At 46.8% G+C, this 19,033-nt stretch carries 14 protein-coding genes and 4 tRNA genes; all 18 read left to right on the top strand.

All coding sequences use genetic code 11. The annotated features are described in order from the left end of the window. Positions 1-164 precede the first annotated feature (164 nt). The 18 genes from lptB to rpoC all read left to right on the top strand — a co-directional run bounded on the left by lptB (position 165) and on the right by rpoC (position 18,888). Positions 165-935, top strand: coding sequence for an LPS export ABC transporter ATP-binding protein (gene lptB, locus HMPREF3027_RS00960; protein WP_018028412.1), 771 nt, complete (start codon positions 165-167; stop codon positions 933-935). Then, on the top strand, positions 922-1,548 hold the full coding sequence (gene recR / locus HMPREF3027_RS00955) for a recombination mediator RecR (protein ID WP_070706378.1): 627 nt from the start codon (positions 922-924) through the stop codon (positions 1,546-1,548). The genes lptB and recR overlap by 14 nt, the downstream gene beginning before the upstream one ends. A gap of 91 nt (positions 1,549-1,639) precedes the next feature. After that, the gene (locus tag HMPREF3027_RS00950) at positions 1,640-3,070 is read left to right on the top strand and encodes an MFS transporter (protein ID WP_070706377.1); all 1,431 of its coding nucleotides are present in this window, start codon (positions 1,640-1,642) and stop codon (positions 3,068-3,070) included. 124 nt (positions 3,071-3,194) lie between these two features. Beyond that, complete coding sequence (locus HMPREF3027_RS00945; protein WP_246830498.1) at positions 3,195-4,301, top strand: DNA cytosine methyltransferase; 1,107 nt, start codon at positions 3,195-3,197, stop codon at positions 4,299-4,301. Continuing rightward, positions 4,217-5,431, top strand: coding sequence for a phospholipase D-like domain-containing protein (locus HMPREF3027_RS00940; protein WP_070706376.1), 1,215 nt, complete (start codon positions 4,217-4,219; stop codon positions 5,429-5,431). Before HMPREF3027_RS00945 ends, HMPREF3027_RS00940 begins: the two co-directional genes overlap by 85 nt. 170 nt (positions 5,432-5,601) lie before the next feature. Further along, a tRNA-Tyr gene (locus tag HMPREF3027_RS00935) sits at positions 5,602-5,684 on the top strand. Positions 5,685-5,712: 28 nt separating this feature from the next. Beyond that, positions 5,713-5,785: transfer RNA gene (locus HMPREF3027_RS00930), tRNA-Gly, on the top strand. Between the two features lie 9 nt (positions 5,786-5,794). Further along, positions 5,795-5,866, top strand: a tRNA-Thr gene (locus HMPREF3027_RS00925). 195 nt (positions 5,867-6,061) lie between these two features. Further along, on the top strand, positions 6,062-7,249 hold the full coding sequence (gene tuf / locus HMPREF3027_RS00920) for an elongation factor Tu (RefSeq protein ID WP_021902511.1): 1,188 nt from the start codon (positions 6,062-6,064) through the stop codon (positions 7,247-7,249). An 85-nt stretch (positions 7,250-7,334) separates the two neighbouring features. After that, positions 7,335-7,407, top strand: a tRNA-Trp gene (locus HMPREF3027_RS00915). A gap of 30 nt (positions 7,408-7,437) precedes the next feature. Continuing rightward, entirely contained in the window at positions 7,438-7,659 is a 222-nt protein-coding gene (gene secE / locus HMPREF3027_RS00910; RefSeq protein ID WP_018028408.1) for a preprotein translocase subunit SecE, read from the top strand. Between the two features lie 70 nt (positions 7,660-7,729). Further along, positions 7,730-8,281 carry a transcription termination/antitermination protein NusG gene (locus HMPREF3027_RS00905; RefSeq protein ID WP_021902510.1) on the top strand — a complete coding sequence of 184 codons (552 nt, stop codon included), beginning with the start codon at positions 7,730-7,732 and terminating at the stop codon, positions 8,279-8,281. Between the two features lie 139 nt (positions 8,282-8,420). After that, positions 8,421-8,867 carry a 50S ribosomal protein L11 gene (gene rplK / locus HMPREF3027_RS00900; protein WP_018028406.1) on the top strand — a complete coding sequence of 149 codons (447 nt, stop codon included), beginning with the start codon at positions 8,421-8,423 and terminating at the stop codon, positions 8,865-8,867. Between the two features lie 20 nt (positions 8,868-8,887). Beyond that, positions 8,888-9,589 carry a 50S ribosomal protein L1 gene (gene rplA / locus HMPREF3027_RS00895; RefSeq protein WP_070706375.1) on the top strand — a complete coding sequence of 234 codons (702 nt, stop codon included), beginning with the start codon at positions 8,888-8,890 and terminating at the stop codon, positions 9,587-9,589. A gap of 27 nt (positions 9,590-9,616) precedes the next feature. Next, positions 9,617-10,162 carry a 50S ribosomal protein L10 gene (gene rplJ / locus HMPREF3027_RS00890; RefSeq protein ID WP_018028404.1) on the top strand — a complete coding sequence of 182 codons (546 nt, stop codon included), beginning with the start codon at positions 9,617-9,619 and terminating at the stop codon, positions 10,160-10,162. A gap of 101 nt (positions 10,163-10,263) precedes the next feature. Then, positions 10,264-10,638 (top strand): 50S ribosomal protein L7/L12, encoded by a 375-nt coding sequence (gene rplL / locus HMPREF3027_RS00885; RefSeq protein WP_018028403.1) that lies wholly within the window; start codon positions 10,264-10,266, stop codon positions 10,636-10,638. Between the two features lie 118 nt (positions 10,639-10,756). After that, a complete protein-coding gene (gene rpoB, locus HMPREF3027_RS00880) occupies positions 10,757-14,569 on the top strand; it encodes a DNA-directed RNA polymerase subunit beta (RefSeq protein WP_070706374.1) in 3,813 nt (1,270 codons plus the stop codon). Positions 14,570-14,598: 29 nt separating this feature from the next. After that, complete coding sequence (gene rpoC / locus HMPREF3027_RS00875; RefSeq protein WP_018028401.1) at positions 14,599-18,888, top strand: DNA-directed RNA polymerase subunit beta'; 4,290 nt, start codon at positions 14,599-14,601, stop codon at positions 18,886-18,888. The last annotated feature ends 145 nt before the right edge of the window (positions 18,889-19,033 follow it).

Below are 19,033 nucleotides of genomic sequence, written 5' to 3'. Positions count from 1 at the left end.
TGCCTATTTAGCACGGACCTCTGCCGAGGTCCTTCCTCATAGACACCCCGCTAAAAACCTTAAGGTAAGAACTTCCTAATGTATTACCCCTGTGCGTTGCCTTTGCTTTTTACCTTATAAACCACTTAAATTGGTATCTTTGTGGGAAATAATATGCGATACTTATGAAGCTAAGGACAGAGGATTTAGTAAAGAAATACAAGAGCCGTACCGTGGTCAACCATGTCTCCATTGAGGTGGAGCAGGGGGAGATCGTGGGATTGCTAGGCCCTAATGGGGCGGGCAAGACCACTACCTTCTATATGACGGTAGGGCTGGTGACCCCCAATAACGGACGGATATTCCTTGATGATGAGGATATCACCAAGCGACCTATATATCAGCGTGCAAGGATGGGCATTAGCTACCTCGCTCAGGAGGAGTCTGTCTTTCGTAAGATGAGTGTGGAGGATAATATCCTAGCAGTGCTGGAGATGACGGGGCTGAATCATCAGGAGCAGATCGAAAAGCTGGAGAAGTTGATTGATGAATTTGGTCTGGAGAAGGTGCGGACCAATAATGGCGACCGCCTCTCTGGTGGAGAGCGACGACGTGTGGAGATTGCTCGTTGCCTCGCTATTGACCCGAAGTTTATTATGCTTGATGAGCCTTTCGCGGGTGTCGACCCTATTGCGGTGCAGGATATTCAGTTGATTGTCTCTAAACTGAGGGAACAGAATATCGGTATCTTGATCACCGACCACAATGTCCACGAGACCCTGTCCATTACCGACCGTGCCTACCTACTATTTGAGGGGCAGGTGCTTTTCCAAGGGAGTGCTGAGGAGCTGGCAGAGAATCCGACTGTGCGGGAGAAGTACCTTGGTAAGGACTTCGTGCTCCGCCGCCGTAAGTTTGACCACGTGACCATGAGGGGCGAAGATGTCGGGCGTTGAGGATTACTCGCAATTACTACAAAGGGCGATTGATGCTTTTGCCTCTCTTCCAGGGGTGGGGCATAAGAGTGCGATGCGCTTGGCTCTTTCTCTCTTAAAGCAGGAGAAGACTTTTACCTATCGTATTTCCGATGCTCTACGCGACCTCGTGGATGGTATACAATACTGCGAGAAGTGCCACAATATCTCCGATGAATCGATCTGTAGCATTTGTAGTGATGAGACACGCGACTCCCATATCCTCTGTGTGGTGGAGAGTGTGCGTGATGTGATGGCAATCGAGCGAACTGGGCAGTATCAAGGGCTTTATCACATATTGGGCGGGGTGATTTCCCCTATGGATGGGGTGGGGCCTCAAGACCTTTTCCTCCACGACCTCCCTACACGTATTCAAGAAGAGGGGATAAAGGAGGTGATCCTTGCCCTCAGTACCACTATGGAGGGAGAGACGACCAACTTCTACATCTACCGCCTGCTCAAGGATATAGAGGTGCAGATCACCACCATTGCACAAGGCATTGCGATAGGTGATGAACTGGAGTATGCCGATGATCTCACCCTCGGCCGTAGCATCTTACAGCGAATTGACTTCCAAGAGAGCCTTAAGCGGTAACCCTACTTTTCTGAGACCATCTTGTGGCAGTCTGCCCAAAAAACCTTACATTTGTCCCATCTGAAAATTTCAAACTTATAACACAACTATTATGACAACTTCTACTAAAGGCCACACGTTACGTGACAAAGCCGCAGTGAGGTGGACCGTTTTGATAATGATCGCCCTCACGATGCTTTTCGCCTACATGTTTGTAGACGTCCTTTCACCTCTCAAGACACAGCTCGATCAGGTATTGGGCTGGAATAGTACCGTCTTTGGTACCTATGCGGGGAGTGAATTCTTCGTCAATGTATTCCTGCTCTTCCTTATCTTTGCAGGTATTATCCTGGATAAGATGGGGGTTCGCTTCACCGCTATCCTCTCAGGCTCTCTGATGGTGATCGGTGCCGGTATCAAGGTATATGCCCTGAGTTCTGCTTTCAATGCCGGTGCCTTCCCTTACGATCTACTAGCCGGTTGGTTCCCCAACTTTCCACCTTCTGCAGCCCTAGCATGTGCAGGTTTTGCTATCTTCGGTATGGGTACCGAGATGGGTGGCGTGACCGTTTCCCGTGCTATTGTAAAGTGGTTTACTGGTTATGAGCTAGCGATGGCGATGGGTATTGAGATGGCGATTGCCCGCCTTGGTGTTTTTGCTGTATTCCAGACCTCTCCTCGTATCAACCAATGGATGGTGAATAAACTTGGCGTTTCTGAAGGATTGGATGCACTGCAGACGGTACAGGCACCAGTGCTCTTCGTCTTTATCCTCCTCTGCATCGGACTCTTCCTATACCTTATCTATGGTGTGCTCGACCGCAAGCTAGAGAAAGAGGCTGCTGGCTCACTGGTAGAAGAAGAGGAGGAGCCATTCCACTTCCGCGACCTTGGTAAGGTCTTTGGTAGTAGTGCTTTCTGGATTGTAGCTCTGCTTTGTGTACTTTACTACTCTGCTATTTTCCCATTCCAGAAGTTTGCCACCAGTATGCTAGAGAGCAACCTTGGCATTGAGAATACCACCGCTTCAAGTATCTTTAGCCTATTCCCTATCGGGGCAATGGTGATCACTCCTTTCCTCGGCTTCTTCCTTGATAAGAAGGGTAAGGGAGCTACTATGCTCATTATCGGTTCGGTGCTGATGATTCTTTGCCACGGTACCTTTGCGCTCTATCCATTTGATAATAGTACCACCTCCTTTGTGATAGCTATCTCGGCCATTGTGTTGCTGGGTATCTCCTTTAGCTTGGTGCCTGCTGCCCTTTGGCCAAGTGTGCCAAAGCTGATCGACAATAAGGTGCTCGGCTCTGCCTACTCCGCTATCTTCTGGGTACAGAATATCGGTTTGATGTCGGTGCCAATGATTATTGGATCAGTGCTCGATAAGACCAACGTGGGGGTTGTCGCTGGCGAACCAATGAACTTCACCCCCTCTATGCTGATCTTCACTAGCTTTGGAGTCTTCGCCCTTATCCTTAGTCTCTACCTCAAGAGTGTCGATAAGAAGCGTGGCTATGGCCTAGAGCTCCCCAATATCAAGTAATAGTTACCCTATTAATATATTAAAAGCACCGTGGAACTATCGCCCACGGTGCTTTTTTAATTGATAATAGTGTCCCTTGCACTATTTCTGACAGTAAATAAAAATGAGTAATCAATTGTGAAACGTGTGGAAGTCATTATTTATTTCTAAGTTTGTAGAGAAAATAGGAGTGCTTGATATGTCGTTGTTTAGAGAGAATAAGCTTTTTTTGCCAAGGGTTGATGCCCACTTTTCTTTTATTGACTTATTCGCAGGTATAGGAGGGTTTAGACTTGCTATGCAGGCTGCGGGGGGGCGATGTGTATTCTCTAGTGAATGGGATAAGGATGCGAAAAAGACTTACTTCCATAATTTTGGTGATATGCCATATGGAGATATTACATTGGAGGCCACAAAAGCATGCATTCCAGAGCAGTTTGATGTTTTATGCGGAGGATTCCCTTGCCAGGCTTTCTCGGTAGCAGGTTACCAAAAAGGGTTTGACGACACCCGTGGCACCTTATTTTTTGATGTCGCAGAGATTGCTAAGGATCATCGACCTAAAGTGTTGCTTTTGGAGAATGTAAAGAATCTGCAAACACATGATAAGGGTAGAACCTTTGCAGTGATCTTAAGAACGCTTAAGGACCTTGGTTATGTGGTATATACTAAGGTGCTTAATGCAATGGAATACGCCAATGTGCCTCAGAATAGGGAGCGCGTGTTTATTGTTGCCATAGATCCTAAACAGCTTCCTAATCACAGTGAGTTTTCCTTTCCTGATAAAGAAAAGTTAGTAGCGACAATTCATGATTGTATTGATGAGGAGACGTCTACCCCAAATCTATACTATACAGCAGAGAAAATGATGCACTATCATACTCTAGCGAGTGAAATTACCTCTAGAGACACTTTGTATCAATGGCGACGGAGGTATGTGAGGGAGAATAAAAGCAATGTATGTCCTACCCTTACTGCTAATATGGGTACGGGTGGACATAATGTACCTCTTATACTTACCGATATGGGTATTCGAAAACTGTCACCTAAAGAGTGCCTTAATTTTCAGGGTTTTCCACAAGAGTATCAGTTTCCAAATGATATCTCAATGGCTGCTAAATACAAGCAAGCAGGAAACTCTGTTGTTGTTCCTTTAGTCACTAAGATATGCCAAACAATTTCTACTCTAATAACGAGCAATTCCTTGAGCAGTGGGGAAAAAATACTAAATACCTGCAAATGCTTGCCGTAGTAAGCAAGTTGTCAAAGCTTTTTTCTCTTAGTTCAACTCCATATATTGATTATCGGCTTGTCGAGAATCTATTCTGCAAGTATTATCAGGCAATCAATGATGCACGCCTTTGTACTGCGTACGATGCTAGAATAGGATCTATCGGTATCGGCATCAAGACTTTTATTCTTACTGGGCAACATAAGATCGAAAAGATAGCAGAATTTAATAAGTTAAGAAAAGAGCTTGATAAATGTGATAGTAAGGAGCATTTGGCAAGAAAGTTAGCAGAGTTTAGAAATGATAGGTTGGACTTCTCTAGGCGTAGCTACAATATTACACATAGCATATATCATATAGTAGGGCGATGTGATGGACAACTAGAGCTTTTTAACTATCCATATGACCCTATCCTTATAGATGAAATAGGGGCCATTAGAAGAACCCGAAGTGGGTTGACCTTCTCGGATGGGCGTCACGACTACTCTTTCAATAGTAGTAAGTCTGTGTTAATGATGAAGTTTATTCCACCAGAGGACAGAATATTGCTACCCATTGAGATCCTTGATGACCCCTTTGCTTTGCTTGAGCAGTTACTTCAAGATGAGCCAGATAGTTTTGTCACAAGTAGTCACTCTAAATTGATTGGTGAAAAGGAGGACTATATAATTCTTCCTCTTTATTCGGAGCGAGGTGGTGTGAAGCAGGTGCCACCGAGGAGTGGTTTGAATCAGTGGAATGCCAAGGGGCGACCAAGGAATCCCGATGAAGTGTATATCCCAATCCCACGAGCTATTCACCACGCATATCTTGGCTTTTTTCCTGATAGGGATACTCCATTTATGCTTCTGCTTCCGACTGGTGAAGTGCTTAGTGCTAAAGTTTGTCAGGACAATAGCAAAGCACTTATGTCTAATCCTAATCAGGCACTTGGGAAATGGTTACTTCGTGATATGCTAAGACTTGATGAGGGGCAGTTGGTAACTATGGAGGTCCTCAATAAGTATGGGGTGGATAGTGTAATGATTAGTCGTCTGTCCACAGAGAATAAAGAAGGTTCTAATGGAGATAATATTCCAATGTATTCCCTAAACTTCCAGTCTGGAGACTATGAAAGTTATGAGGCTTTTATAGGTGGTGCTGAAGAGTGAATCGGATTGAATGGTGGAAGTAATGAGGCTGTGTGTCTATTAAATTATGGGGCGCTGAAACTTTTTCTTGAGAATATTTGGCGAAAAGAAATAAGTTATGTATCTTTGCGAACGGTTTAGTCTATACAACGCTCTAGCGAGGGTCGTGGAGAGTGTAGTCTAAAAGGAATGGGCAGTTACCAGAGTGGCCAAATGGGGCTGACTGTAACTCAGCTGGCTTACGCCTTCGGTGGTTCGAATCCATCACTGCCCACTTTCTACCTTTACATTTAAGGGTGTATGCGGAAGTAGCTCAGTTGATAGAGCATTAGCCTTCCAAGCTAAGGGTCGCGGGTTTGAGCCCCGTCTTCCGCTCAATTATTTGCCTATGTAGCTCAGTGGTAGAGCACTTCCTTGGTAAGGAAGAGGTCCCGGGTTCAAATCCCGGCATCGGCTCAAGCGTATTTTACGACTTCAGCAAGGTGCGTGGAGTGATAGGGTGAGAGTATTCGCGATGTGTCGGGAATCTCAGCTCGAAGTAATGAATTGGGAGGAGTATGCCTTAGGTTATTACGTCTGCTTCGAAGCGTCTTGGAAGGGATGAGAAGAGAGAATAATATAAACTCAAATATATTTTATTGTTATTGAACTATGGCAAAAGAACATTTTAACAGGTCGAAGCCCCACGTAAATATCGGTACGATCGGTCACGTGGACCACGGTAAGACTACTCTTACTGCTGCTATCACTACCGTATTGGCAAAGGATGGTCACACTGAGCTCCGCTCATACGACTCTATCGATAACGCTCCTGAGGAGAAGGAGAGGGGTATTACTATTAACACCTCACACGTAGAGTATGAGACTGCTAACCGTCACTATGCCCACGTAGACTGTCCTGGTCACGCCGACTATGTAAAGAACATGGTTACTGGTGCTGCTCAGATGGATGGTGCTATCATCGTGGTTGCTGCTACTGATGGTCCTATGCCTCAGACTCGTGAGCACATCCTACTAGCACGTCAGGTGAATGTACCACGTCTGGTAGTGTTCATGAACAAGTGTGATATGGTGGACGATGAGGAGATGCTAGAGCTTGTAGAGATGGAGATTCGTGAGCTCCTTAGCTTCTACGAGTTTGATGGCGACAACACTCCAGTAATCCGTGGATCTGCTCTTGGTGCACTGAATGGTGAGGCTAAGTGGGAAGATTCTATCCGTGAGCTAATGGATGCTGTTGACGAGTGGATTCCACTTCCTCCACGTGATATTGATAAGGACTTCTTGATGCCTGTAGAGGATATCTTCTCTATTACTGGTCGTGGTACTGTAGCTACTGGTCGTATCGAGACTGGTGTGGTACACACTGGTGATGAGGTTGAGATCATCGGTCTTGGTGCAGAGAAGCTGAAGTCTGTGGTGACTGGTGTGGAGATGTTCCGTAAGATCCTAGATGAGGGTGAGGCTGGTGATAACGTTGGTCTACTTCTCCGTGGTATCGATAAGGATCAGATCAAGCGTGGTATGGTGCTTTGTAAGCCAGGTAGTGTGAAGCCACACTCTCGCTTCAAGGCTGAGGTGTACGTGCTTAAGAAAGAGGAGGGTGGTCGTCACACTCCATTCAAGAACAAGTATCGTCCACAGTTCTTCATCCGTACGCTTGACGTAACTGGTGAGATCACTCTTCCTGAGGGTCAGGAGATCGTGATGCCAGGTGATAACGTAACCATCACTGTAGACCTTATCTACCCAGTAGCATGTAACCTAGGACTTCGCTTCGCAATCCGCGAGGGTGGTCGTACAGTAGGTGCTGGTCAGATCACTGAGCTACTTAACTAATACTAGCAGTAGCTAAATATAAATATCTTATCGGAGTGGTGTAGAGGGTAGGTAATCCCTCCCCTCTATCCCTCTCCGATTATATACGGGCATAGCTCAGTTGGTAGAGCACTGGTCTCCAAAACCAGGTGTCGAGAGTTCGAGTCTTTCTGCCCGTGCGATTTTTGTAATAGAAATATATCGGTTATATGACTGACCAAAAGAAATCCAATTTCTTCGTAAGAGTAGGTGCTTACGTGAGCGATTGCTTTAAGGAGCTTCGCTACAAGGTTACTTGGCCGACCAAGAAGGAGCTTTCGAGCAGTGCAGTACTGGTACTATCTGCTTCCATAGTGATGTCAGTATTCATTTTCTTGGTGGACAAGGCGTTTGAATTTATCATGAGTAACGTTTACGGCTGGCTTGCTTAACCCTTTTCTTAAGGGAATGGTGAGTGAGTGGTAAAGCTTTTCTGTACTGTATCTAATGGATAACCAACCAATGAATTACTACGTTCTTCGTACCATCACTGGTAAGGAGAAGGATGTAGCTGATTATATAGAAAGTATGCGGGATGCTGTCCCAGTATTCAAAGAGCATGTAGGTGAGGTCCTTGTGCCTATGGAGACCTATTATCAGCTCAATAAGAGTGCTAAGGGAGGGCGCGTAGAGCGCACACGTCCGTATTACTCTGGCTATGTATTCGTTGAGGCTAGGTTGGTGGGTGAGACAAAGTTTACACTTCGTCGTATCCCTAATGTCCTTGGCTTTTTGGGCTCTGATGATGACCATCCAGAGATCTTGAGCCAGCAGGATGTGGATCAGATGAAGCATCTTGCAGATGAATTGAGTGAGACACCAGATGCCGATAGCCTTACCTTTATGGTGGGCGAGCGTGTAAAAGTGGTCTTCGGACCATTTGCAGGCTTCTTTGGTGAGGTGACTGAAGTGCTTGACGATCGCAAGAAGCTGAAGATACTTGTGAAGGTGTTTGGGCGCGAGACCTCAATGGAGGTGGATTTCGTGCAAGTGGAAAAGGAGAGTTTGTCATAACCTAGTGAAGAGGCCTCACGCGACTCTGCTGTTACGAATTATGGGTGTGTGAGGTGTCGTCGATGGCGAAAGGCGATAGTCTAGGTGCTCGGATGTACTTTTCTACGAGTGAGTTATTAATGAGAAAAAGTGTTTAATCATGGCAAAAGAAATTGCTGGTCAGCTAAAGCTGCAAATTAAGGGTGGAGCTGCTAATCCTTCTCCTCCTGTTGGTCCTGCTCTTGGTTCCAAGGGGATCAATATTATGGACTTCTGTAAGCAATTCAACGCCAGGACCCAAGATAGTGCTGGTAAGGTCCTTCCGGTGATCATCACATACTACTCTGATAAGTCTTTTGACTTTATCGTAAAGACTCCTCCTGTGGCTGTACAGCTATTGGAGAAGGCTAAGAAGAAGAGTGGTAGTGCTGAGCCAAACCGTACAAGGGTGGCTACCATTACTTGGGACGACGTGAAGGCTATTGCTCAAGATAAGATGCCTGACCTTAACTGCTTTACCGTAGCGAGTGCTATGCGTCTAGTAGCAGGGACAGCAAGAAGTATGGGTATAGCCATTAAGGGCACTTTTCCAGAGGATGTTGAATAATCAAGGACCATTGATGAATTATGAGTAAACTAACGAAGAATCAGAAGTTGGCCCTGAGCAAGATCGAACCTGGAAAAGAGTATACACTTACGGAAGCATCTGCTCTTGTAAAAGAGATTACAACTACTAAGTTTGATGCATCTGTAGATGTAGATATACGCCTAGGTGTCGACCCACGTAAGGCCAACCAGATGGTGCGTGGTGTGGTATCTCTACCCCACGGAACTGGTAAGGAGACTAGGGTGCTGGTGCTTTGTACCGCAGATAAAGAGGCTGAAGCTACCGAAGCTGGTGCAGACTATGTAGGTCTTGACGAGTACATTGACAAAATCAAAAGCGGATGGACTGATGTGGATGTAATCATCACAATGCCATCTGTTATGGGTAAGATTGGTGCCTTGGGACGTGTCCTAGGTCCACGTGGCTTGATGCCTAACCCTAAGAGTGGTACAGTAACCAATGAGATTGGAAATGCTGTCCGCGAGGTGAAGCAAGGTAAGATTGACTTTAAGGTAGATAAGGCTGGTATTGTACATACCTCTATTGGTAAGGTCTCTTTCACTGCTGACAAGATTGCTGACAATGCACGCGAGTTTATCAATACTATAGTTAAGCTTAAGCCTAGTGCTGCAAAGGGTACGTACATTAAGAGTATTTACCTCTCAAGTACTATGAGCCCTGGTATCAAGGTGGATCCTCGCTCCTTAGAGTCGAAAGAGTAACAACTAGAGAAAAGAGATCCATAGTATATGAAAAAGGAAAAGAAAGTATCAGTCGTTGGTGACTTGGTAGAGCTAGTAGAAAAGTATCCTAACTTCTATCTAGTAGATATTGAGGCGCTGACTGCTGACAAAACAAGTAGCCTTCGTCGTCTTTGCTTCGAAAAGGATGTAAAGCTGATGATGGTGAAGAATACTCTGCTTCGTATCGCTCTCTCTCAGAAGGATGAGGAGACTTTTGCTCCTCTATTCCCTTATCTGAAGGGTAATACTGCTGTGATGTTTGCTGAGACAGCTAATGCTCCTGCACGCCTGATTAAGGACTTTGCAAAGGAGAATAAGCCTGCTGATGCAGATAAAGCAGCTAAGCCAGAGCTAAAGGCAGCTTACGTACAAGAGAGTCTATATCTTGGTGCAGACAAGCTCGAGGAGCTGGTCAATGTCAAGAGCAAGGAGGAGCTGATTGGAGATGTAGTATCTCTACTCGAGGGCTCTATCCAAGGTGTCCTTTCGGCACTCGACTCTGCTGGTGGTACTATCCATGGTCTACTCCAAACGCTCGAGGAGCGTGGTTGATTAAGAGACCATCGGACACAATAAAGGTGGCGTAGAGCATTAAGCTACTACGAATTGATAAATAACAAGATTGTATAATACCATAATAAGTATATAAGAATATGGCAGATATCAAAGCTATTGCGGAACAACTAGTGAACCTAACCGTTATTGAGGTAACTGAGCTAAAGAATATCCTTAAGGAGGAGTATGGCATCGAGCCTGCAGCTGCTGCTGTGGCTGTTGCTGCTGGTCCTGCTGGTGGTGAGGCTGCTGCAGAGGAGAAGACTGCATTTGATGTAATCCTTAAGTCTGCAGGTGCTGCTAAGCTACAGGTAGTGAAGGCTGTTAAGGAAGCTATGGGCGTAGGTCTTAAGGACGCTAAGGACCTAGTTGACGGTGCTCCATCTAAGCTTAAGGAGGGTGTAGACAAGGCTGAGGCTGACCATCTCAAGGCTGCTCTTGAGGAGGCTGGTGCCGAGGTAGAGATCCAGTAATCTCGCTTTGTCTCCCCTGTAGATATTACAGGTGATGGTTAAGAACCCACGAATACGAGTGTAGTGGGTTCTTAACCTTTTCGTGTCTTTGTTCGTTTTAGGCTTTTAAGGTTTTTTTATGTCCCCAAGAAATAATACAGAAAGAGTAAATTTCGCTTCTATTCAAAACCCTCTGGACTTCCCAGACTTCTTGGATATTCAGTTGCAGTCGTTCCGTGACTTTATGCAGTTGGATACTCCATCTGATAAGCGAAAAAATGAGGGTCTCTATAAGGTATTTATGGAGAACTTCCCCATCCACGACACACGCAATAATTTTGTGTTGGAGTTCTTGGACTATTTTATAGACCCCCCAAGATATACCATTGAGGAGTGCTTTACGAGAGGACTAACCTACAATGTACCTCTAAAAGCTAAAATGAAACTTTATTGTACTGATCCTGAGCATGAGGACTTTGACACCTCTGTGATGGATGTGTACTTGGGTCAAATCCCTTATATGACACCTCAAGGCACTTTTGTGATCAATGGTGCTGAGCGTGTGGTAGTCTCTCAGATGCACCGCTCGCCAGGTGTCTTTTTTAGCGAAAGCATCCACAATAATGGTACCAAGCTCTACTCTGCTAGAGTGATCCCATTCAAGGGCTCGTGGATTGAGTTCGCAACCGATATTAGCAACGTGATGTATGCTTATATCGACAGAAAGAAAAAGCTTCCAGTAACCACTCTCCTGCGAGCTATCGGCTATGAAACAGATAAGGATATCCTTAATCTGTTTGGCATCGCTGAGGAGGTGAAGGTGACTAAGACTGGGTTGAAGAAATATGTCGGTCGCAAGATCGCTGCACGTATCCTTAATAGCTGGGTTGAGGACTTGGTGGATGAGGAGACTGGGGAGGTGGTTTCGCTTGACCGATACGAGATTATTCTGGACCGTGACGAGGAGATCACGGAGGAGAATATCCCACAGATATTAGAGTCAGGCGCTAAGACGATTCTTCTCTTGACTGATGGTGAGTCGGGGCTTGACTACAGCGTGATCACTAACACCTTGCAAAAGGACCCTTCTAACTCTCAAAAGGAGGCTGTTTACCATATCTATAAGCAGCTGAGAAGTCAGGATCCTGTGGATGAGGCTTCGGCAATGGAGGTGATCAATAACCTTTTCTTCTCGGATAAGAGGTACGACCTTGGCGATGTTGGTCGTTATCGTATCAATAAGAAGCTCAATCTCGACATTGATGAGAGTGTGAAGGTACTTACCAATGAGGATATTGCAGCCATTATTAAGTACCTAGTGGTGCTACGCAATGGCAAGGAGACGGTGGATGATATTGACCACCTAAGTAACCGTCGTGTCCGCACGGTAGGTGAGCAGCTCTCACAGCAGTTTAGTATCGGTCTCTCTCGTATGGCGCGTACGGTAAGAGAGCGAATGAACGTTCGTGACAATGAGGTCTTTACGCCAGTTGACTTGATCAATGCCAAGACGATTTCGAGTGTGGTCAATTCTTTCTTCGGCACCAACCCTCTATCACAATTTATGGACCAAACCAATCCCCTGGCAGAGATCACGCACAAGCGTAGGCTTTCGGCCCTTGGACCTGGTGGTATTAGCCGTGATAGAGCTGGATTTGAGGTGCGAGATGTGCACTACACTCACTATGGCCGTCTTTGTCCAATTGAGACTCCTGAGGGTCCAAATATTGGACTGATCAACTCACTCTGTGTCTATGCTAAAATCAATGAGCTAGGCTTTATTGCTACTCCATACCGTAAGGTAGTTAATGGCAAGGTGGACTTCTCGGACAAGGGGGTGGAATACTACACAGCTGAAGCAGAGGAGGATAAGACGGTAGGTCAGGGTAATGCGCCACTGAATGAAAATGGTGAATTTATCCGCGACACCGTAAAGGCTCGTTATGGATCGGACTTCCCAGTGGTACCACCAAGTGAGGTGGATCTGATGGATGTCTCTCCTATGCAGATTGCTTCGATTGCTGCCTCTTTGATTCCTTTCTTGGAGCACGACGATGCTAACCGTGCGTTGATGGGATCTAACATGATGCGTCAGGCTGTGCCTTTGATTCAGACCGATGCTCCTATCGTTGGAACTGGTTTGGAGGGCGTAGTGATTAGAGACTCCCGCTGCCAAATTATGTCGGAAGGAGAAGGTACGGTAGAGTATGTGGATGCTACACAGATCAAGGTGCGCTACGATCGCACAGAGGATGAGGAGTTCGTCAGCTTCGAAGATAGCCTAGTGACGTATGAGCTACCTAAGTTCCGTAAAACCAACCAGAGCACGACTATAGACCTGCGCCCAATTGTATTGAAGGGCGATAGGGTGAAGAAGGATCAGATCCTTACCGAGGGATATTCTACCCAGGATGGGGAGCTGGCACTTGGTCGTAATGTGACGGTAGCTTACATGCCTTGGAAGGGGTACAACTATGAGGACGCTATCGTGCTTAGTGAGCGTATGGTGCGTGAAGACTTCTTTACCTCTGTTCATGTGGATGAGTACAATCTTGAAGTACGTGAGACGAAGCGTGGTATGGAGGAGCTCACTAGTGATATTCCTAACGTGAGCGAAGATGCTACCAAGGATCTTGATGAGCGTGGAATCATACGTGTAGGTGCAAAGGTACATCCAGGAGATATCCTTGTGGGTAAGATTACTCCTAAGGGAGAGAGTGATCCAACGCCAGAGGAGAAGCTATTGCATGCCATCTTCGGTGAGAAGGCTGGCGATGTGAAGGATGCTTCACTAAAGGCCAATCCATCACTGAGTGGCGTGGTGTACAAGACCTATCTTTTCTCTAAGGTGCCTAAGGGACAGAATAGTCGTAAGGCAACGCGCGAGATGAAACAGCAGTTGGAGGAGAGTGAAGCACAAGAGAAGGAGGAGCTACGCAAGAATATGCTGGCTAAGCTCTCTAAGCTCACCTCTCGAAAACTCTCTAAGGGCATCGTTGACTATATGGGTGCTACAGTGGTCGCAGAGGGAGTTAAGTACAATAATACGATCCTCGACCAGCTCAATTATGAAGAGATCGTATTCTCTGGATGGACCGATGATGAGCACACTAATAACCTGATCAGTCAGCTTCTTGGTAATTATATCAAGAAGGTGAAGAAGATAGAGAGTGACTATCGCCGTAAGCAGTTTGATGCTACCCTAGGTGACGAATTGCCTAACGGTATCATGCAGAATGCCAAGGTGCTTATCGCTAAGAAGCGTAAGATTCAGGTCGGTGATAAGATGGCAGGACGCCACGGTAATAAGGGTATTGTCTCTAAGGTGGTACGTGTAGAGGATATGCCATTCTTGGAGGATGGTACTCCTGTAGACCTTTGTCTCAACCCACTAGGTGTGCCTTCGCGTATGAACCTTGGTCAGATCTTTGAGGCGGTACTTGGGTATGCTGGTAGAAAGCTAGGGGTTAAGTTTGCTACTCCTATCTTCGATGGCGCTACCCTCGACGATCTCAATAAGTGGACAGATAAGGCTAGAATTCCACGCAATGGACGTACCTATCTCTATGATGGAGAGACTGGCGAGCGCTTCGACCAACCAGCTACTGTGGGAGTTACCTACTTCTTGAAGCTAGGTCACATGGTTGATGATAAGATGCACGCCCGCTCTATCGGCCCTTACTCTCTGATCACCCAACAACCTCTTGGTGGTAAGGCTCAATTCGGTGGCCAGCGCTTCGGAGAGATGGAGGTGTGGGCACTGGAGGCCTATGGTGCCGCTCATGTGCTACAGGAGATGCTCACGATCAAGAGTGACGATGTGGTAGGCCGCTCAAAGGCTTACGAAGCAATCGTCAAAGGCTCGCCAATGCCTACTCCAGGTATTCCTGAGTCGCTCAATGTACTGCTCAACGAGCTTAAGGGTCTAGGCCTAAGCTTCGAACTCCAATGATTACATCACAGCCCTTTTGATATATAAATATGGCTTTCATAAGAGATACAAAGATAAAGTCCAACTTCAATCAAATCCGTATCGGTATCGCCTCTCCTGAGGAGATATTCGAGAATTCACACGGTGAAGTTACTAAGCCCGAGACCATCAACTATCGTACTTACAAACCAGAGCGGGATGGTCTATTTTGCGAGCGTATTTTCGGACCGGTTAAGGATTACGAGTGTCACTGTGGTAAGTACAAGCGTGTCCGTTACAAGGGTGTAGTTTGTGACCGTTGCCAGGTAGAGGTAACGGAGAAGAAGGTGCGCCGTGAGCGAATGGGGCATATCAAGCTGGAGGTGCCAGTAGTACACATCTGGTTTTTCCGCTCCGTGCCCAATAAGATCGCTTATCTTTTAGGAATCCCAGCAAAGAAACTGGAGAAGATTATATACTACGAGAGCTATGTAGTGGTTCAGCCAGGTCCTTACGAAGACTTGGAGGTGGGCGACCTACTAACTGAGGAGGAGTACCTAGACCGTATGGCTAGCCTCCCTCAGGAGAATAAAGAGTTGTCTGATGAGGACCACAATAAGTTTTTCGCAGAAATTGGTGCGGTGGCTGTAGAGGCACTGCTCTCTAGAGTTAATCTAGATGAGCTGTCATACAACCTTCGTGCTAGAGCCGCTAAGGAGACTTCTCAGCAGCGCAAAAAGGAGGCTCTTAAGCGCCTGCAGGTGGTAGAGAGTTTCCGTGCTAGCCACGGCTACACTCGCCCTGAGTGGATGGTGATGAGGGTGATCCCTGTTATCCCACCAGATCTACGTCCGTTGGTGCCATTGGATGGTGGTCGTTTTGCTACCTCCGACCTCAATGAGCTCTATCGTAGAGTGATTATTCGCAACAACCGTCTGCGTCGTCTGATTGAGACAAGGGCACCTCAGGTGATCCTCCGCAATGAGAAGCGTATGCTTCAGGAGGCGGTAGATAGCCTATTCGACAATTCTGGTAAGTCGGGTGCAGTGAAGAGCGACTCCAATCGTCCGCTCAAGTCACTTACCGATAGCCTTAAGGGTAAGCAGGGTCGTTTCCGTCAGAACCTACTTGGTAAGCGTGTCGACTACTCTGCTCGTTCGGTGATTGTGGTGGGTCCTAGCCTCAAGATGCATGAGTGTGGATTACCACAAGATATGGCGGCAGAGCTTTACAAGCCATTTGTGATCCGCAAGCTGATTGAGCGTGGTATCGTGAAGACCGTGAAGAGTGCACGCCGTATTGTAGACCGTCGTGAGCCAGTGATCTGGGATATCTTGGAGAATGTAGTGAAGGGGCACCCAGTGCTACTCAACCGTGCTCCTACACTTCACCGTCTAGGTATTCAGGCTTTCCAGCCAAAGCTAATCGAGGGTAAAGCCATTCGTCTGCACCCACTAGCTTGTACCGCATTTAACGCCGACTTCGATGGTGACCAGATGGCCGTTCACTTGCCACTCTCTAATGATGCGATCCTAGAGGCACAGTTCTTGATGCTTGCCTCACACAATATATTGAACCCTGCCAATGGTACTCCTATTACCGTGCCTTCGCAAGATATGGTATTGGGACTATATTATATCACCAAGCTTCGTGACGGAGTAAAGGGTGAGGGCTATAAGTTCTACTCCCCTGAGGAGGCACGAATTGCCTACAATAATGGCAAAATCGACATCCATGCCAAGATTCAAGTGGTGGTGGATGACCTTGATGAGGAGCGCAAGCCATTTAAGCATATGATTGAGACCTCGTATGGTCGTCTGCTCTTCAACTCTAAAGTGCCTGAAGAGATTGGGTATATCAATGACCTGATTGGCAAGAAGAGTCTTCGTACGCTGATCGGTGAGGTGATCAAGTATTGTGGTATCTCACGTACTTCACAATTCCTCGATGATATCAAAGACCTCGGGTACTATATGGCCTTTAAGGGTGGTCTTTCATTCAACCTTTCTGATGTAATCATTCCTGAGCAAAAGGAAGAGCTCATCCAAGAGGGTTATGACGAGGTGGCCGAGATTATGGACGACTTCAATATGGGTAATATTACCAATAATGAGCGTTATAACCAGATCATCGACGTTTGGACCAATGTGAATAATAACCTCTCTGCTATCCTGATGAAGGAGCTGAAGGAGGACGACCAAGGCTTCAACTCTATCTTTATGATGATGGACTCCGGAGCCCGTGGTTCGGCCAACCAGATTCAGCAGCTGAGTGGTATCCGTGGTCTGATGGCTAAGCCACAGAGAAGTGGTGAGGGTGCTCAGACGATGGAGAACCCTATCCTCTCCAACTTTAAGGAGGGACTTTCGGTGCTAGAGTACTTTATCTCTACCCACGGTGCTCGTAAGGGTCTTTCGGATACGGCACTTAAGACGGCCGATGCTGGATACCTCACTCGTCGTCTCGTCGACGTTTCTCAAGATGTGATTATCACCGAAGAGGATTGCGGTACCCTACGTGGTATTGTGCGTCGTGAGATCAAGGAGGGTTCTAGTGTAGTAGCATCGCTCTATGAGCGTATCCTTGGTCGTGTGTCAGTACACGATGTAGTACACCCAATTTCAGGCGAGCTGATTGTTGCTGCTGGTGAAGAGATTGATGAGGCCAAGGCTTCTAAGATACAAGAGTCGCCAATTACAGAGGTGGAGATCCGCTCTGTGCTCACTTGTGAAGCAAAGCAAGGGGTTTGTGCAAAGTGCTATGGACGCAACTTAGCCCACAACCACTTGGTACACAAGGGTGAGGTAGTTGGTGTGGTAGCTGCTCAGTCTATCGGAGAGCCAGGTACACAGCTTACACTTCGTACCTTCCACGCCGGTGGTGTGGCAAGTACCGATACTATTGAGCGACTCATCAAGGCTAAGTACGATGGTATCCTTGAGATCGAGGAGCTTCGTACGGTAGATGCCAAGGATGAAGAGGGTAAGCCATTCAAAGTGGTGGTCGGACGTCAGGCCGAGATGCATATTGTAGACCCTCACACTCATATGACGCTTATCAATGAGAATATACCTTATGGTGCAAAACTCTTTATAGAGCCAGGTGCCGAGGTGAAGGCAGATGATATCATCTTTGAGACCGACCCATTCAACGCGGTGATTGTTGCTGAGGTGAGCGGTAAGCTACAGTATGAGGATGTGGTAGAGGGTAGTACCTTCCGTGTACAGTCGGATACCAATATCGCTGCTGGTCATACCGATAGGATCATCATTGAGAGTAAGGATAAGAAGCTATCGCCAGCGATGTCGATTATTGGCAAGGATGGCGAGGTGATCAAGACTTATAACCTCCCAGTGGGTGCCCACCTCAATAACCAACAGGGTCAGAAGGTAAAGGCCGGTGATGTACTGGTTAAGATCCCACGTACCGTAGTGAAGTCGGGCGATATCACAGGTGGTCTACCACGTGTAACAGAGCTCTTCGAGGCACGTAACCCATCTAACCCAGCTGTGGTTGCAGAGATCGATGGTGAGATCACACTTGGAAAGGTGCGTCGTGGTAATCGCGAAGTGATAGTGACGAGTAGTACTGGCGAGGAGCGCAAGTATCTAGTGAGTCAGACCCGCCAATTGCTGGTGCAGGAGAATGACTTCGTACGTGCTGGCGAACCACTATCAGATGGAGCTGTTTCTCCAACCGATATCCTAGAGATATTAGGACCAAATGCGGTGCAAAACTACATCGTGAATGGAGTACAAGACGTCTACCGTAAGCAAGGTGTGTCGATCAACGACAAGCACTTTGAGGTGATTGTACGTCAGATGATGCGTAAGGTAGAGATCATTGATGCTGGAGATACCAAGTTTCTCGAGCAGCAGTTGGTGGATAAGATCGACGTTCAGGACGAGAATAATCGTCTTTGGGGTAAGAAGGTGATCACCGATCCAGGTGAGTCTACCACCTACTTCGAAGGTCAGATCATCACCGCTCGTCACTTACGTGAGGAGAATAGCTTGCTACGCCGTAACGATAAGAAGGTGATGGAGGTACGCGATGCCCTTCCTGCAACTACTAAGCAGGTACTTCAGGGTATTACTCGTGCTGCTCTTCAGACCAAGAGCTTTATGTCTGCCGCCTCCTTCCAGGAGACACCTAAGGTGTTGAATAACGCTGCTATTGAGGGTAAGATTGATAAGCTTGAGGCTCTAAAGGAGAACGTAATCTGCGGTCACCTGATCCCTGCAGGTACTGGGTTGCGTGAGTACGAGAAGATCGTGGTAGCTTCCAAAGCCGATATCGAATCCCAGCGCCTACTCGAGACCACCAAAGGTCCTAAGTCAGGAGTTGTGATCCCAGACTAATCCAATAATAAATAGATAGAATACTCTGTGATGGCTTATGCTATCGCAGGGTATTTTTTCAGCTATAACGCCAGATAGACATCTGGACCGACGTGCCAAAGTAGCCTCAGACTACCTTGAGACTGTTGCATCTCATCCTTTGTGC

This window comes from Porphyromonas sp. HMSC077F02 (assembly GCF_001815465.1).
Classification (GTDB): domain Bacteria; phylum Bacteroidota; class Bacteroidia; order Bacteroidales; family Porphyromonadaceae; genus Porphyromonas_A; species Porphyromonas_A somerae.
Note: the sequence above shows the minus strand (reverse complement) of the source record. Positions and strands in the feature narration are given on the sequence as shown.

Coding starts and splice junctions, on each gene's coding strand:
- lptB (WP_018028412.1), top strand. CDS start 165: ATGAAGCTAAGGACAGAGGATTTAGTAAAGAAATACAAGAGCCGTACC.
- recR (WP_070706378.1), top strand. CDS start 922: ATGTCGGGCGTTGAGGATTACTCGCAATTACTACAAAGGGCGATTGAT.
- HMPREF3027_RS00950 (WP_070706377.1), top strand. CDS start 1,640: ATGACAACTTCTACTAAAGGCCACACGTTACGTGACAAAGCCGCAGTG.
- HMPREF3027_RS00940 (WP_070706376.1), top strand. CDS start 4,217: ATGCCAAACAATTTCTACTCTAATAACGAGCAATTCCTTGAGCAGTGG.
- tuf (WP_021902511.1), top strand. CDS start 6,062: ATGGCAAAAGAACATTTTAACAGGTCGAAGCCCCACGTAAATATCGGT.
- secE (WP_018028408.1), top strand. CDS start 7,438: ATGACTGACCAAAAGAAATCCAATTTCTTCGTAAGAGTAGGTGCTTAC.
- HMPREF3027_RS00905 (WP_021902510.1), top strand. CDS start 7,730: ATGAATTACTACGTTCTTCGTACCATCACTGGTAAGGAGAAGGATGTA.
- rplK (WP_018028406.1), top strand. CDS start 8,421: ATGGCAAAAGAAATTGCTGGTCAGCTAAAGCTGCAAATTAAGGGTGGA.
- rplA (WP_070706375.1), top strand. CDS start 8,888: ATGAGTAAACTAACGAAGAATCAGAAGTTGGCCCTGAGCAAGATCGAA.
- rplJ (WP_018028404.1), top strand. CDS start 9,617: ATGAAAAAGGAAAAGAAAGTATCAGTCGTTGGTGACTTGGTAGAGCTA.
- rplL (WP_018028403.1), top strand. CDS start 10,264: ATGGCAGATATCAAAGCTATTGCGGAACAACTAGTGAACCTAACCGTT.
- rpoB (WP_070706374.1), top strand. CDS start 10,757: ATGTCCCCAAGAAATAATACAGAAAGAGTAAATTTCGCTTCTATTCAA.
- rpoC (WP_018028401.1), top strand. CDS start 14,599: ATGGCTTTCATAAGAGATACAAAGATAAAGTCCAACTTCAATCAAATC.